General features: G+C 61.6%; 12 protein-coding genes and 1 pseudogene. 7 read left to right on the forward strand and 6 right to left on the reverse strand.

Annotated elements, in window-relative coordinates; all coding sequences use genetic code 11:
* The first annotated feature begins 22 nt into the window (after positions 1 to 22).
* Both ACT535_RS12515 and ACT535_RS12520 read left to right on the forward strand, forming a co-directional pair.
* The gene (locus tag ACT535_RS12515; protein ID WP_476364611.1) at positions 23 to 448 is read left to right on the forward strand and encodes a terminase small subunit-like protein; all 426 of its coding nucleotides are present in this window, start codon (positions 23 to 25) and stop codon (positions 446 to 448) included.
* Between the two features lie 595 nt (positions 449 to 1,043).
* Positions 1,044 to 2,012 (forward strand): YihY/virulence factor BrkB family protein, encoded by a 969-nt coding sequence (locus ACT535_RS12520; protein WP_476364612.1) that lies wholly within the window; start codon positions 1,044 to 1,046, stop codon positions 2,010 to 2,012.
* Between the two features lie 314 nt (positions 2,013 to 2,326).
* On the opposite strand, the gene ACT535_RS12525 is transcribed toward ACT535_RS12520, so the two are convergent.
* Both ACT535_RS12525 and ACT535_RS12530 read right to left on the reverse strand, forming a co-directional pair.
* Positions 2,327 to 2,986 (reverse strand): hypothetical protein, encoded by a 660-nt coding sequence (locus tag ACT535_RS12525; RefSeq protein WP_476364613.1) that lies wholly within the window; start codon positions 2,984 to 2,986, stop codon positions 2,327 to 2,329.
* A 241-nt stretch (positions 2,987 to 3,227) separates the two neighbouring features.
* Positions 3,228 to 5,576: a putative bifunctional diguanylate cyclase/phosphodiesterase gene (locus ACT535_RS12530; protein WP_476364614.1), complete on the reverse strand. Its 2,349-nt coding sequence runs from the start codon at positions 5,574 to 5,576 to the stop codon at positions 3,228 to 3,230.
* Between the two features lie 659 nt (positions 5,577 to 6,235).
* Between ACT535_RS12530 and ACT535_RS12535 the strand changes: the two genes are divergently transcribed.
* Complete coding sequence (locus ACT535_RS12535) at positions 6,236 to 7,750, forward strand: sensor domain-containing diguanylate cyclase (protein ID WP_476364615.1); 1,515 nt, start codon at positions 6,236 to 6,238, stop codon at positions 7,748 to 7,750.
* A 1,217-nt stretch (positions 7,751 to 8,967) separates the two neighbouring features.
* On the opposite strand, the gene ACT535_RS12540 is transcribed toward ACT535_RS12535, so the two are convergent.
* Complete coding sequence (locus tag ACT535_RS12540; protein WP_476325749.1) at positions 8,968 to 9,096, reverse strand: hypothetical protein; 129 nt, start codon at positions 9,094 to 9,096, stop codon at positions 8,968 to 8,970.
* Positions 9,097 to 9,301: 205 nt separating this feature from the next.
* On the reverse strand, positions 9,302 to 9,514 hold the full coding sequence (locus ACT535_RS12545; protein WP_476325747.1) for a cold-shock protein: 213 nt from the start codon (positions 9,512 to 9,514) through the stop codon (positions 9,302 to 9,304).
* A gap of 334 nt (positions 9,515 to 9,848) precedes the next feature.
* Here ACT535_RS12545 and ACT535_RS12550 point away from each other — a divergent pair, with 334 nt between their 5' ends.
* The 4 genes and pseudogenes from ACT535_RS12550 (at position 9,849) to ACT535_RS12565 (ending at position 12,697) form a co-directional block, all read left to right on the forward strand.
* Positions 9,849 to 10,712 carry a transglutaminase family protein gene (locus ACT535_RS12550; protein WP_476364616.1) on the forward strand — a complete coding sequence of 288 codons (864 nt, stop codon included), beginning with the start codon at positions 9,849 to 9,851 and terminating at the stop codon, positions 10,710 to 10,712.
* 832 nt (positions 10,713 to 11,544) lie between these two features.
* A pseudogene (locus tag ACT535_RS12555) lies at positions 11,545 to 11,679 on the forward strand (arsenic resistance protein); the annotation flags it as partial.
* A 459-nt stretch (positions 11,680 to 12,138) separates the two neighbouring features.
* A complete protein-coding gene (locus tag ACT535_RS12560) occupies positions 12,139 to 12,345 on the forward strand; it encodes a hypothetical protein (RefSeq protein ID WP_476364617.1) in 207 nt (68 codons plus the stop codon).
* A 130-nt stretch (positions 12,346 to 12,475) separates the two neighbouring features.
* The gene (locus ACT535_RS12565; RefSeq protein ID WP_476364618.1) at positions 12,476 to 12,697 is read left to right on the forward strand and encodes a hypothetical protein; all 222 of its coding nucleotides are present in this window, start codon (positions 12,476 to 12,478) and stop codon (positions 12,695 to 12,697) included.
* A 506-nt stretch (positions 12,698 to 13,203) separates the two neighbouring features.
* On the opposite strand, the gene ACT535_RS12570 is transcribed toward ACT535_RS12565, so the two are convergent.
* On the reverse strand, positions 13,204 to 13,923 hold the full coding sequence (locus tag ACT535_RS12570) for an SOS response-associated peptidase (RefSeq protein WP_476364619.1): 720 nt from the start codon (positions 13,921 to 13,923) through the stop codon (positions 13,204 to 13,206).
* A 57-nt stretch (positions 13,924 to 13,980) separates the two neighbouring features.
* Positions 13,981 to 14,376, reverse strand: coding sequence for a GFA family protein (locus tag ACT535_RS12575; protein ID WP_476364620.1), 396 nt, complete (start codon positions 14,374 to 14,376; stop codon positions 13,981 to 13,983).
* Positions 14,377 to 14,468 lie beyond the last annotated feature (92 nt).

Consider the following 14,468-nt stretch of genomic DNA (forward strand, 5'->3'; position numbering starts at 1 on the left):
CACCGGCTAGATGGGGGATGCCATGGGGCGACCGTCGATCTATTCGGAAGCGGTGGCGTCCGAAATTTGCGACCGGCTGGTTGAAGGTGAAAGCCTCGCCGCAATTTGCCGCTCGCCTGGGATGCCGGGGCACTCGACGGTGTTTCGCTGGATCGCCCAACGCGAGGACTTCCGGGAACGCTACGTCCAGACGCGCCAAATGGCCGAAACCTTTGACCGGGACATAATGTCGGACATGGCGTTAGGCGTCGGTGACCGTGGCACGGAACGGGAGGTGCATTCCATGATCCAGCAATACCGGTGGCGGGCTGCGAAACGGAATGCGCGGAAGTATCGGCCGGAAGTCCTGACCCGTCTTGCGGCACCTGAGCCTGATCTGGGCTGGCTCACTCCAGAGGAACGCCAGCTGTTGGCGCACATTTCCCGGAAGGTGTCACGTCCATTGTAATGCCTTCACCGGGAGGGGAGCTTTCCTTCCCTTTTTGGGGGCAATTTTCGCCACCAGAACGCGCATGCGCCCGCGCACGAGCATTGCGTTAATGCAGGCTGGGTTTGATCGCTTGTTGGGTGCGTTTGCAATTTCGACACCATTACGCGCACACGCGCGCGCACGCGGGGAGGCAAGTTTTCCGTATCTGGAAAAAGGGGCCGCAAATTTTGCCCCCCATTTGCGCGCGTGCGGTGGTCTTGGGGGGCAATCGTTGCCAGTCCCTGGCTTGATGGGGCCTTGATAGCTGCGCTGGCCTATCCTGGCGTTTTTGTCGGGCTTGACGGTTTGCAACGTACTTAGGGGCGCGCTGCGAGGCGGTGCATTGAGGTGAGCCGGGCGGTCTGCCCCCATAGGCCGCCCGGCTTCCGCCCGCCCCGGTCAGGGCTTGGAGCAAACGCGCCAAACTCTCATGGAGCAGTAGAGTTCAGGGAGCTTGTTGGCGAATGCGCGGGAGACCTGAAACTCTCGCTCTGCTCGCCCGTTGTTAGCTCAGGAAGCAGTGAGGGCACGTTCCCGTCTGGACCGTGGAGCGGCAGATCTGGAGGGCGCTGCGGTGGACACCCATACGGATCAATGGGGGCATGACCGCGGCCGGGAGGCCGGCAGCCCACTTCAAATCCCGCGCCGGGGCTGGCGCGACATCCTAATACGGGTCTTCCACGAATTCTTCGACGACCGGATCCTCAGCCTGTCGGCGGGCGTGGCCTTCTATGCGCTGCTCGCCATCTTTCCGGCCATCAGCGCCCTCGTCTCGCTCTATGGCCTGTTCCTCGATCCGGGTGGGCTGCGTGACCAGTTGGAGGCGGCATCGTGGTTCCTTCCGTCGGGAGCAATCGACGTCATGAAGGATCAGGCGCTGCGCGTCATGTCGCAAGGCTCGGCGACCCTAGGCTTCGGTTTCGCTCTGAGCTTCGGGGTGGCCCTGTGGAGCGCCAACGCGGGCACCAAAGCGATGATCGAGGCGCTCAATATCGCCTATGAAGAAAAGGAGACCCGCTCCCTGGTCGGGCTCACGCTGCTGACGCTCGGCTTTACGCTCGCGGCTGTGGTGTTCGCCTGCATTGCGCTCGCGGCTGTGGTGGCGCTGCCGCTGCTGCTAAAGGCACTCTATCTCGATGCTGCGGCGGGATGGTTCATTTCGCTGTTGCGCTGGCCCATCCTCGCGCTGATCGTGGCTGCGCTCATCGCCGTTATATATCGCTACGGCCCTTGCCGGGCGCCGGCGCGGTGGAAGTGGCTCAGCTTGGGCAGTCTGGCGGCATCAGTCCTGTGGCTCGCCATGTCCGCCGGCTTCTCCTGGTATGTGAGCCGCTTCGGCAGCTACAACGAGACCTATGGCTCGCTCGGCGCGGTCATCGGGTTCATGACGTGGCTGTGGCTATCGTTTAGCGTCATCCTGTTTGGCGCGGAGCTGAACGCCGAAATTGAGCACCAAACGGCCCGCGACACCACGACTGGTGCACCGCTTCCCTTGGGTGCTCGCGACGCAGAGATGGCCGACACCGTCGGCCCGAGCCATTAGCGCAGGCCTCTCACATTCCGCGACGGCGAAGCTGCTGAGGGAGGGCCGGACGGCGATTGCGGTCCACCGTCCGGCCGCCTACCCCGTGTGAAACTTGGGCCGTGGCAGGCGCCGAAAGATAGTGAAAACTTAAGCTAGGTGGCAAGAACATCGAGATTGAGCCTGCCTTCATGAGGCGACATCTCGGCAAAGGACCCATCTCGGCGCCACACGATCTGTTGCGGGGCGTCGAGCTTCCTATCGATTTCGGCCGATCCGGGTCCGGCCATGATCAGTTGGTTTCTCGCGAGGGCCCGGCTTCGATCGGCGCTATTTCACATCGGGGTCCGCAGTCCATAACGTCGGCCCATACTCATGACAATTCCGCGTGTTTCCCACCAGCGGAAGAAGACATGCACCAGCGCCATCGACGCGATGAGCCACATCAGCTTGCCCAGAGTGATGCCGCCCGCCAACAAGCCCCAGGCGACATATTCGCGGGAATCGCCGCCCTTCACCCACATCGCCAGCGTCGGCAGGATCACCTCGTTGAGGGCAAAGCCTAGCCCGACCACGCGGACCCAGTGCCGTATCGTCCGATATCGCGGATTGCGGGCCGCCCGGTGCTCCGGGAACAGCGCAATCAGATAGATCGGAATGCAGATCAGAACGGTCTCCACAAGGTTCGCGATTCCCTGGTCGGAGTAGAGATCGATACCCACGACCAGCGAGAACACATAGGCGAGAACCAAGGTGATGATGCCCGCGACCGGATAGAGTGGCACCGCGACGACGTAGCCGGCAGCGAGCAGGATGGGAATGAAGGCAAGGAAGAAAACCGGAAACCCGGCCCCGCCGTTGCCCCAATTGACACTGCGTCCGGCGCGCCCCTCGCGTTCGGCAACCCCGCGGTCATATTCCGTACGGTCGACCGGCACGTAGTGGGTGGCGCCGTCTTTGCCGGCGAGATAGTCCGGATCGAAGTTATTTCCCATGGTGGTCCAGCCCTGTCGCCGCGATGGAGAGTGGGGGCTTTCCTCGTTTGCAGCGGCCGCCTGGGCTCAAGCAAAACACGTGCCGAATACAGTCATTCAGCGCAACCCGGCACGGCATTGCTCCCGCGCACAGGATAAGCCAGCGAATTACGTAGCGGATGAACTGCACGTTCGAGCTTTGCAAAGTGCCTTGAGAAGCTTTGCCTTGAGCGTGGGACCAACCCACCAGATCCAGGCACGCTCAGTCCCGGATCAACGAGCTTTCCGGCATTTCGTTGAGCGGCGCCTTCACCGGCGCGGGCTTGCCCACGATATAGCCTTGGATGGCGGTGCAGCCGTGGACCTTCAGCCATGACCACTGGTTGTCGGTTTCAACACCCTCGGCGACGCTCAAGATCGAGAGTTTGGCGCACAGGTCGATGATGGTCTCAACCACATCGCGGGCCCGGGTGCTGGTCTCGATCTCGTCAACGAACGACTTGTCGATCTTGAGCTTGCTGATGGGTAGACGGTTCAGGTAGCTGAGAGAGGAATAGCCCGTTCCAAAATCGTCGATCGCGACCGACACGCCCATGGCCCGCAAGCGCCCGATCTGCTTGGCCGCCAAAGCGTGGTCTTCCACCAGCGCCCGTTCGGTAACCTCGATGCACAGGCGTTCAGCAGGAAGACCGGTTTGCTCCAGTGCCGCGCGCACCTCGTCCACGAGGTTGCCCACCATCAGCCAGCCTGGAGACATGTTCACGGAGATCCAGACGTCATTTTTCCATTGAGCCGCCTCAGTGCATGCCCGCCGCAGCATGTGGGCGTCGAGCGTCGGCCAGAGGCCCGTCGCTTCGGCCCTCGGGATGAAGCTGTTTGGCATGATCAGGCTACCGTCGGGCTGAACCCACCGGACGAGTGCCTCGCGCCCCAGCAGTTCTCCATTCGAGGCGGCGCAAATCGGCTGCCAGAACACTGCCAGTTCGTGACTGTCGATGGCATGGGCAAGCCTGAGGTCGAAAGCCCGTCGCTCGCCCCGCTGGACCTTCAGCTTGAGGTTGAAGCAGACAACGGCGGCCTCCTTGCCGCCTCGGGCCTCCTCGAGCGCAGCCGAGGCCGCACGCACGACGCTCTCCCAATCGGTGAGGTCGCTGTCACGTACCACATATCCCGCGTCAGCCCGCATGGGCACGAGCTGTCCGGACAAGCGAAAGGGTTGCGCGACCGCCGCAATCAAGTCGGCCACGAGAACGTCAGGAGGCACAGCCAAGGCGGTGTCATCGAGATAGATGGTGAATTCGTCGTCCCCGGTTCGCGCCACGATGCCTTCGGCTGGCGTCGCCTCCCGCAAACGGCGGGCGGCCTCCAAGAGACGCTCATCGCCGCCGCTGCTGCCAAACAGGTCATTGACGAGCTTGCTGCTGCGCAGATCCATGACCATCAGCAGTCCGGAATGGCCGCTGGTGAGGTCATCGTCTGCAACGAGGTGGCGAAGCCCCTGGCGGTTCGGAAGTCCAGTCAGTGGGTCGTGCTCAGCCGCATGCAGCGCGAGGCGTCGCGCTTCTTCCGCCTCGGCCTCGGCAAGCTTGCGGTCGGTAATATCGATGGCCACGCCTTCGGCAACGGCCCGGCCTAGTTGGTTGGAAGCCTCCAGGTTCACCTGCGACCGGGATTGAACCCAGATCATCCGGCCATCCGGCCGAATGAAGCGACATTCGAAGACGATGGGCTCTTCGGGGTGGGTCTGCGCCTTGAGAAGCGTCTGCTTAAGAGCCTCGCGGTCGTCGGGGTGGACGTGCGAAAAGAACAAATCCGCATCTGCTACGATTGCTTGGGCCTCAAGACCGAACAGACGCAGCGCGCGGGGGCTCATGTAGCGAAAAACCGTCCTGCCCTCTGCGTCGGTGCTTCTCTGGTAGAGGACACCAGGAATATTCGCAGCGAGCGTCGCCGTTCGCACCTCCCCGGCGAGCAGCCTTCGGTCGACCGCGCGCCGGCGCTTCGCGTCCATCACCAGCGCCCCGGCCACGAAGGTCGCTCCCGGGACCAGCAGGCCATGAAGGATCCACGTCAGCGTTCCGTCGTCGGTCGCGCCGGAGGTGCCACTGACGTGGAGAAGCCCGGCAGGCAAGGCAGCGAGAGCCGCGCCTGCGGCCAGCGCGAGGAGATGGCGCGGTCGTAATGGATGCGGGTCCTGCTCGGACGCCGCGACCTGCCAGCCCATCCACCATGCAACCGCGAAACCACAGGCGGCAGCCGCCACCACCGAAGCCAGACCCGGAGCATGCGGCGGGCCGGCAATCGTCAGTTGACCGACCGTGGCGATCACAAAGGCAACCGCCCCGGCCCAAAGACCCGCGACAGGCGCTGCCAGGATCAAGGGAATGACCCGAAGGTCGGTCGATTGTGTGGAGGAAATGGGGAGCGGCAACCCGATGGCGGCGAGGGAGAGAAGGCCGAACAGCAGGCCGCAACCAAATTCAACGTATTTGGGATCCAACCGCTCCAGCCGCGGCTTGGCCAGCCGCACGGCTACGATAAGCACCAAGGCTGCGAACAGGCCTCGCAGGATGCCGTCAACAAGTTCCTGTAGGAAGGATTCTTGGTACATGGCCTCCGATCCGGAAGCCTTCTTAGCACTCCTTTCCGACCCTGCGATACGCACGTTCAGCTGAAGGTGCACGCCGTTACCGCTTTTTGCCACCGGACGGTTAATCTCCGCTCGTGTCACCACGCGCCCGCAGCTACGTCAGGCGGACTATTGATCAAAGCCGCGGCGGAAAATTCAAAGAGGAATGGTAAGCCGGGCGACCTACGGGGGGCAGACCACCCGGCTTCCGCCCGCCTCGGTCAGGGCTAGAGGCGGGCCATCAGAATATACACGCAACACCTCAGCTCGCCGTCAAAGTGCAAGCAATCGTGACTTTGTTCAACGGCGGGAATTTTTCTTCAGTGATCGGAGCGGAGCCGGGAGTTGGCGGGGGCACTCATCCCGGCTCCGCGTCCTCCGGCCCTTGGGGGTTAGGCCGGATCCCGGGCATGGGGGATGCCGGGAGCGATAGGCTGGGCTGAGTGCCAGCTACCGCTAGGGCATCATGTATTGCGCCTTGGGGGTCGGCGCTAGATCATACCGTCGAGCGAGTCCACGCCGCGCCAGAATGCCGCTCGCTTCTCCTGCCTCCGTTTCTCAGTACGGTTGTCATTTCACAGGCCAATGTGCATGTTTCGGGCAGTCAGGGTGTCGTTCTGGTTGCTCCGGGCAGGTCTAAGATGCGGCGTCTGGTTGCCGGGGCTTATGTGCCGCTGATTGTGGCAGCTCTGATTGCGATGATCCTTCTCGCGCAAGGGCTTACGCTCTGGCGGTCATACCAGGCCACGTGGTTGCTCGCAGTCCATTCCGCACAGAATGTCCTGAACACAGTGGCTGCCAACATCGAGCGAAATCTGACCGTCATCGATCTGACCCTGCGCGGCGCTGAGGAGGCCTTCGCGGCGGATGGGGTGGGAGATTTGACGCCTGAGCTCCGGCGGATGGTGCTTTTCGACCGTGCCGCCAGCGCGCGGTTCCTTGGAGCGCTCGTGATCATTGATCGCAGTGGAGACCTCATTGAGGAATCGGGATCGCCGCAGCCGCGACAAATGAATTTTTCCGACCGCGATTATTTCAAGGCCCAACTGAAAGAGGACGCCGGCACCCATGTGAGCGCCCCCTTCAGGAGCCGGTTGCGTGACAATGACCCGAGCATAGCCTTGAGCCGGCGCATCTCAGGACCGGACGGCAGTTTCGAGGGAGTCGTGGCTGCGGCTCTTCGCATCGCGTTTTTTCAGTCTCTTCTCGACACCGTCAATCTCGGTCCCGAAAGCGTCATCGCCATTACGCGCACCGATGGCACGGTGATCCTTCGGTCGCCATCGACTGACGGGAAAGGGAATACGGGCCTCAACGTCTCGGGCTCGCCCGTATTTCAACGGATGATGGCGAAGCCCGGAGACCAGTTCAGTGAACGGTCGCAGCTAGATGGTGTCGACCGCTATTATCTCGACACCATCATCGGGGACTTCCCGCTCCTTCTTTCCGTGGGCATATCGCCAACGGCGGCCATGGCTGAATGGACGGAAGGCGCACTGATCTCCTCGGCGCTGACGGCCGGCATGTGCGTGCTGCTCATCGTTCTGATCCGCACGCTTCGCCTCGCGCTGATACGCAGCCAGGAAGTCGAGGAGCAGTTGGAAATTCTGGCTGTCACGGACGAGCTCACAGGCCTGCCCAATCGCCGTGCGTTTGATCTGGCGCTCGCTTCAGAGGTGCGCCGCGCCGCCCGACACCACGCGTCCCTTGCGGTGCTGATGGTCGATGTCGACCACTTCAAGCGCGTCAACGACCGCTTTGGACACGCAGTGGGCGACGTGGTGCTGGCCCGGATCGCCAAGGAAATCTCGCGCTCCATCCGCCGGCCCGGCGACTTCGCCGCACGATATGGCGGCGAAGAGTTCGTCGCGCTCCTTCCTGCGACGGAGGCCGGCGGAGCCAGCTTCATTGCGGAGCGCATACGCACGGCGATTGCTTCGATGGACCCCTGTCCGAATGAGCCGGCTCTGGGCAAGGTAACGGTGAGCATCGGCGTTGCGGCGGCAATGACGCCGCCGTCTTCAGGCACCGATCTCGTGACGCAGGCGGATCGCGCGTTATACGAGGCCAAAGGCGCGGGTAGAAACCGGGTCGTGGTTTATCATCACGACGGGCCGGCTGTCGGCGCTGCGGCCGAGGCACCGGTTGGGGCTTAGCGCGAAGACAGGATGCTGACCTCTGGCGTTCGATCACCGCAAACGCGGCGCCCACGCGGACCCGATTTCGAAGCCGCCTCAGGTACGAGGCTTTGCCGACGAACGCAGCCAGGGCGCCGTTCGAGGAACTGGACCGCCGCATTCGCCAGTTCGCTGCCGCCCTGGGCCTTACGATTGGCGAGGGCGAGGCCGTGCATTAAGGGGCAAGCCGAGCGGAACTGCGGGTTAACCGCTCGGCCCCCCATCGGCCCCCCCATCTGAGCTGGAGGCAGATGCCGACTTAATCAGCTTCAGTTTGCCCGTCCGCCAACGAGAGGCCGGCTGTCTGGAGCGTCACGGGACGCGGAAAAAGCCCTTCTCTCGATCGGAGTGAGTCCGAGTCGGAGATAATATCCTCAAGAAGAGACAAAATCAGAACACGCTCGCATGATGTTACCGATCTCTCGATCGACATAAACAGATTCATTGCCCGCGCCATCGCTGCCGATTTTTTCATGATTTATCTTTCTGCCGGGCAGACAGACGGCTTTTTATGCGCAGACAATTGCTGTCCGAGAGATCGGGCGACTCCAGTTCTGATTATCCCTTAGGGGTCGCGGCGAGGGGCTTGGACGCCTTTTCTTCCGCAAGTAGACGAACGAGCATTCGGCGAACAGCCGGGTCCGTTTCGTTCTCGATCTTTTTCTCAAAGTTTTTGATGTTTCTTAGATGGACGAATTCGTCGAAGCTGCGGGGCATGAGGTATCCCTTTGTCAGGGTCGTCATTCAGCCATTTGCATTCGATGCTTAAAGGAGAACGCCCCAAAGTCCCCGGAAAAATCCCGTACCATCCCCCAGTGCGACACGAGAACGAGATGGCGGATTTTTCGAACTCCAAGATTTTACTATGCGCCGGCGTGCATGGATTGGCAAATCAATTAGAAAGCCACGCCAAGCTTGAGCGGAACAATTTTGTCTCCGGCCGAGTTCTATTTCTCGTCAGCAGGAGACGGCGATGTCTACGGGTATTATTATCCTGCTAATCGTCGTCAGCCTCATCTGCATTCTTTTGGTCGCGTGGTTGACTCGGTAGGCTCGGCCGAGACGCCGAGAAGCTGCTCCTCGTCGATGACGAAACGGTAGGTTCCCGGCGGAAGGTCGCCATCCGCCTCGCTGAGGCGAATGGCGTGATCGAACGTGACCGTGATTTCACGGTTTCATACGTTCAAGACGGCACCTCAACCCTTCTTCTTGGGCGGGCTCAACGATACCGGGGACCCCTTCACGAAAGAAGCTGGCGCGTCCGGCACCTTGATCTTCTTTGGCTTCTTTGCCTCGCGATTGCCGCGCAGCTGTCCTTTGGCCATGGCCGTTTCCTCTCGGGCACGTGGGTCGATCCTGCCGGCGAAACGAAAAACGCCCTGCGACCGTCAAGGGCCACAGGGCGTCGGGCGCTCTGCTAGGCAAAGGGATGGCACATCACCACCGGAGCTGCCGGTACATCCGCGGTCAGCTTTCGGCAACAATGATCAGTCCGGCGCTCCTGAAAGACTCAGGCTGCCGGCCATCAGGTCAGCTCAGATCCCTGAGCATGTCCGCGGACATCTTCCCGCTCTTGCGATCGGCGACAAGCACAAAACCCACCTTCTGGCCTTCGCGCAGCTCGCCGAGGCCGGAGCGCTCGACAGCGCTGATATGGACGAACGCGTCATTGCCGCCTGCATCAGGGGCGATGAATCCAAAGCCCTTCTGGGCGTTGAACCACTTCACGGTTCCCTCAGTCATCGGAAACCCTCTCAATTTCGATAATTAGCTCACCGGCCCATGGCCAGTCGTCGACATCGCATTTTCTGGCGAGAATTTCTGGATGGGCGCAAAATAAAAATCTGCGCAAAACCAATTGATCAGGCTTTGTATCGACCAGACCACTATGCGCCGATATTCGCGAGTGTGCAACATTATTTATCTGTCAATCAATTCAACGAGGGAGCCGAACGGCAATGTGCTAAGCTGATGTCCCCGCCCCCTTGGAGCTGACCTGAACCCAGGCGAGCCAGGTACGCTCTTGTTTGCGCAGCCTGTCCAGACCTTCGAGCGCGGCAGACCCCACGGAGCGTCCTTGATCCCTCTCCAGATTCGTCACACCACCACCTATCACTTCCATCGACCCGTGACATTCGGGCCGCACAGACTGATGCTGCGCCCCCGTGAAAGCCGCGACCTGCGACTGATGTCGAACGAACTGGCGCTGACCCCGGCGGCAACGGTGGACTGGGCCCAGGATGTCTTCGGCAACGCGGTCGCCACGGCGACTTTCGCGACGTCCGGCGATCAACTGGTCATTAAGAGCACGACCGAGCTCCAGCTTGATGCCGTGCCATGGCCGGTGTTCGCCATCGAGGGCTCCGCCACGTCTTTTCCCTTCAACTATTCCGCCGACGAGTGGACCGATCTCGGCGCTCTGGGGACGCCCCAGTTCCCCGATGCCAGCGGCCGGCTGCGGAGCTGGGCGATGGGCTTCGTCCGGGGAAATTCCACTGACACTCTCTCGCTGCTCAAGGATCTGAGCGCCGGCGTCTCCCGGCAGATCTCCTACCAGAGCCGCGACGAGGAGGGGACACAGTCGCCAACCCAGACGCTTGATCGTGGTTGGGGCTCATGCCGCGATTTTGCGGTGCTGTTCGTCGAGACGGTCCGCAGCCTAGGCTTCGGCGCGCGTATCGTATCGGGCTATCTCTATAACCCGACCGGAACTGTCGTGGGCACTCAGGGCATGGGCTCCACCCATGCGTGGGCGGAGGTGTTTGTGCCCGGCGCCGGCTGGATCCCATTCGACCCCACCAACCGCAGCATGGGCGGGTTCAATCTCATCCCGGTCGCGGTGGTGCGCGACATTCGTCAGGCGATCCCCGTGCAGGGGAGCTTCATTGGAGACAGCAGCGCCTTCGGCGGCATGACGGTTGAGGTCCACGTCACCTCATGACCGGACGCCTTAGCCCAGGCGGCCCACAGTTCACCTGGCTCCCTTGGGAACCATCCGTAACCGATGACGTTTGTTCCTTGGTCGCGGTATTTTGTAACCGCAAGCCAGAGCCGCAGGCTCCGATGGATGCTTCCCGTGCTGCGGCTGCCGTGGTTGGCGTGACTGTAGTGTGCCTTGCGCTTGTCATATGGCTGTCGATTTAGCTTACCCTTCAAGATGGTAGTGCTTTCAAGGACGTTGTCTGTGGTCACAGGCTAGCGGCTGCCGCAACGCTTCTCTGGCATGCGCACATAGTTGTTGCTTGTAACATCTGGACTATGGCGCCACACTAAAGTGAGGACGTTGATAAGTGCTGCTATTTAGCTGAAGCAGTGCAGTTTAGAGGGGAGTAAGCATGGAATTCGGCTCGCTCCTGGTACTCGGCGTAGTCGTCTTCGCGATTTTTTGTGCCGCCGCCTCATTCTGGGTCGGAACGAGATCCTGAACAGGCAAGCACCGACCAGCGCTGAGGTATAGCGCCACGGGGTTCATATTCAGGCAATGGCCTTGCAGCCTTCTACATGCTGGCCGCAGGAGGCTCATGTGCCGGGAAAGTTCGTGCCAGATCAGGTCGTCGAGTTCTCCGGGGATTTCCTATCTCCGGCGGGCCCTTTCCGCATCCTTCGTAAATTGCCGCCCGACGGCGGCGAGCCCGCATATAAGGTGAAGGGTGAGCGCGAGCCGTTCGAGCGGGTCGCACGGGAATCCCAACTCCGGGTGCCCGAACGCCAAGGCTGAGCACACCTCCTCTTCCTGTCTCCCCGAGTCCTTCGGCTCGAAGCACCTTCGCGCGGTCATCGTCGCCCAACTGCTGCGCCGCCGGCTGCTGGCCCAGGGCGGGCAGGCGGCGCTGGACGGCCTGCTCGCGCGTCTCGGGCCGCTGTCCCTCGTGGCGCTGCTGGCGACTCTGGTGCTGCTCTTCGGTTTCTAGGGCGAGGCGATCATCGCCCAGCCGCTCGTCATCGCGCTGCTGGCGGCCTGGGGCGCCGGCGCAGCGCTCTCGGCTTTGATTGCCCTGTGGCTCACGGCGGCGGGACTGCTCGCGCTGCTGTGGCGGCCACGTTAGGCTTTCGATGTCGACGCCGATCTCGTCAATTGCCACGGTCCGGGCTTCTTCCATGTCCTGGACGATCTGATGGCCACGCGCGGCTTTGGACGGGTGCCGCCCGATAACCTAAAACAGAGCAGCAGCAGCCCGGCGCACATATGGGAATGACGCTCGGCTCGCTATCCGGCCGAATGAAGGTTGGGGCAGACAATTTCCCTTTCCACTAAGAATGGGCATCTCGGTACCCGCTCGGACCGAAGGGCCAGGTTAGCCACGCCTCGCGGGGCGAAGCCCTTTGTGGTACATGTATGCAAGCTCTAACGGCGCCTTGAGGACGCCATGCATCGATTTGAAGTGAGCGAAATTGGCGAAGTGGACAACGGCGAAATTTCTGGGCCCGGATTCATCATCGTGCGCGGTCCAGCCCGGACGCCTGTCGTCACAGTTGTCATGCCAGACAAAGCCCAGGCCGAAACGGCGCGCCTTGCTCTCCGCAACATCATCGAGGCTGGAGGCATCTTCCTTTCCTCGGATGGGCGACAATAACGCAGCAGCGGGTGTCCCGACCGCGCGCATATCGTTCCGATTTGGATCGAATTGGACTGGTGGGAGCCGGCTTGCGTCACTACTGAAACGGTTTAATTGATTTGCCTTAGGGCATGAGCGGCGAGAACCGATGCCCGAGATGATATCAGCCAGCTTTGCGGGATCCAGCAGCTACGCAAGCGTTCGCCTGCGCCGAGCTGAGCTTGTGCTCATGGCAATGATGGTGGCCCTCTTCGTCGTGACAGTGAGTGTCGGTGCAAAGCTGGCGTTTGACTTGGCAGGGTACGGGTTGCCCGCCCAGATGGAGATTGTCCTCGAAGGCAGCGAGGCGCCGGAAGAAGAAAACTATTAGTTCGTACCTGTGATTGCGCAGCCATTTGAATGATTTGCGGTCGCCAAGCTTGGTTATTATCCTGTAGGCTATGGATATGTAGATCGTTTTTTATATAGCAGTTGCGCTGGTAATTCTCGCAGCCTTACTTCTTTCACCGTCGGTCCAATCGGACGCGTACTTGCGGCCACTTAGTTCACCTCTTCGGCTGCATGGGCCGATACTGTTTGGCCTAGCTCTCAAAGCTTGGCAAAACCCGCCCCATGCGGGGCACACCCGGCACGTCGGCCTGGCGTATTCTCTAGGAAGACATCCCCCGGCGATGCCACGCCGGCCGAACTTGAACCTTGCGGCTGCCACATGCCGAGCACCTGAAGTGCCGTGCTAACCCTGGTATCGTCTCCTCGCCACTCCAGCGGTCTGCCAATACGTCAGCCGAATGGTGGCAGGCGATGCAGAAGGCGATAACGTGACGAACTCCGTTCTGCCTCATGTTGGCGAGGTCCATAGGGGGAGGGGGTGGCGGCTTAGGCGCCATCCTTCTTGACACCCCGCGCCACAATCTGGAGCGCGCTGGCCGGGAGCGGGCGCTGGAGCGCCTTCGCTTCCTCCCATGGAGCGCCCATCCAGGCGTCAATCTCTTCCGGCTCCGTGAGGATGACCGGCATCGCCTTCGGGTGGATGCTGGCGACCGGCTCGCTTGGCTCGGTCGTCAGAAACCCGAATAGGTCGAGCGTCTCCAGGCCTGTCTTCATCTTGCGGACGCAGGTCCATCCAGCCGTCCAGATTCCCGCGAACACGGCCAGTGGGCGTGCCTCCGAGAAGGCGAACCACACGTCCCCGCCTGCGGCTTTGTTGAACTCGCTGAAGCTCGTGAAGGGCACGACGCAGCGGTTCTCGGGCCCCAGCCAGCGCTGCCAGTGCTTGCTCGCTGTGTTGCGGACGTTGGTCGTGCCAGCATCCGGCTCCAGGCGCAGGAGCTCCTTGAAATCGACCGCCTGGCCCTTGGCCTCCAGCTTCGCCGCGCGCTTCTTTGCAGCTTCCATGAGCGCCAGCTGCGACGACGGCATGCCCCATCGGGCCATGGCAATCTCGCGTACACCGTCGGCGCCGGTGCGAACGATCGGCGCCTCATGGTCTGGGAATATCCCCGGCTGCGGCGGCAGGTTGCCCCCGAGGTTCCGCGTCGCGCGCACCAGATCGATGATCGCCTGGACGTTCGAGGTGTGGCTGTAGAGGTTGCACATGGGCCGAGGCTACGGCACAGCGCCGGGCGCGCAAGCTATTAGGACAGACGACGCGGGTCAGCCCTCATGCGGTGCCCCTGCCCAGGCCTTGATTTGGTCGTCCAGCTTGGTCCACGACAGCTTGTCGTGGATGAACCAGTTCTCCGATGGCGGGCAGGCGTTAGGGTTGTCCAGAGATCCTGCTGTGACCCAGATGGTTCCGGGGTCCGAATCGAATGTGAAAGTCAATGGGCTGCCACAGGTGCCGCAATGCGTGCGTACTGCTTGCTCAGACGACCGATATTGGACCAAGTTCCCAGTCTCGACATGGAACGACGTTTGGTCAACGGCGACGTAGGTTAGAAAAGAAGCGCCGCTATGGCGACGACACATTCCGCAGTGGCAGTTAACCGAGATAGCTGGTTTGCCTTTCAGGTGGTACCGGAAGGAGCCGCACAAACAACCTCCTTGCATGGCATAGTCCCCTGGTGGTCTGCCTTAGCGCCCCTGGGAGGGGGTGGCACTTCTACCACAGCGCCCAGGCAAGGCGGCAACTGCGAGAGCTC

The organism is Xanthobacter sp. DMC12 (assembly GCF_056314105.1).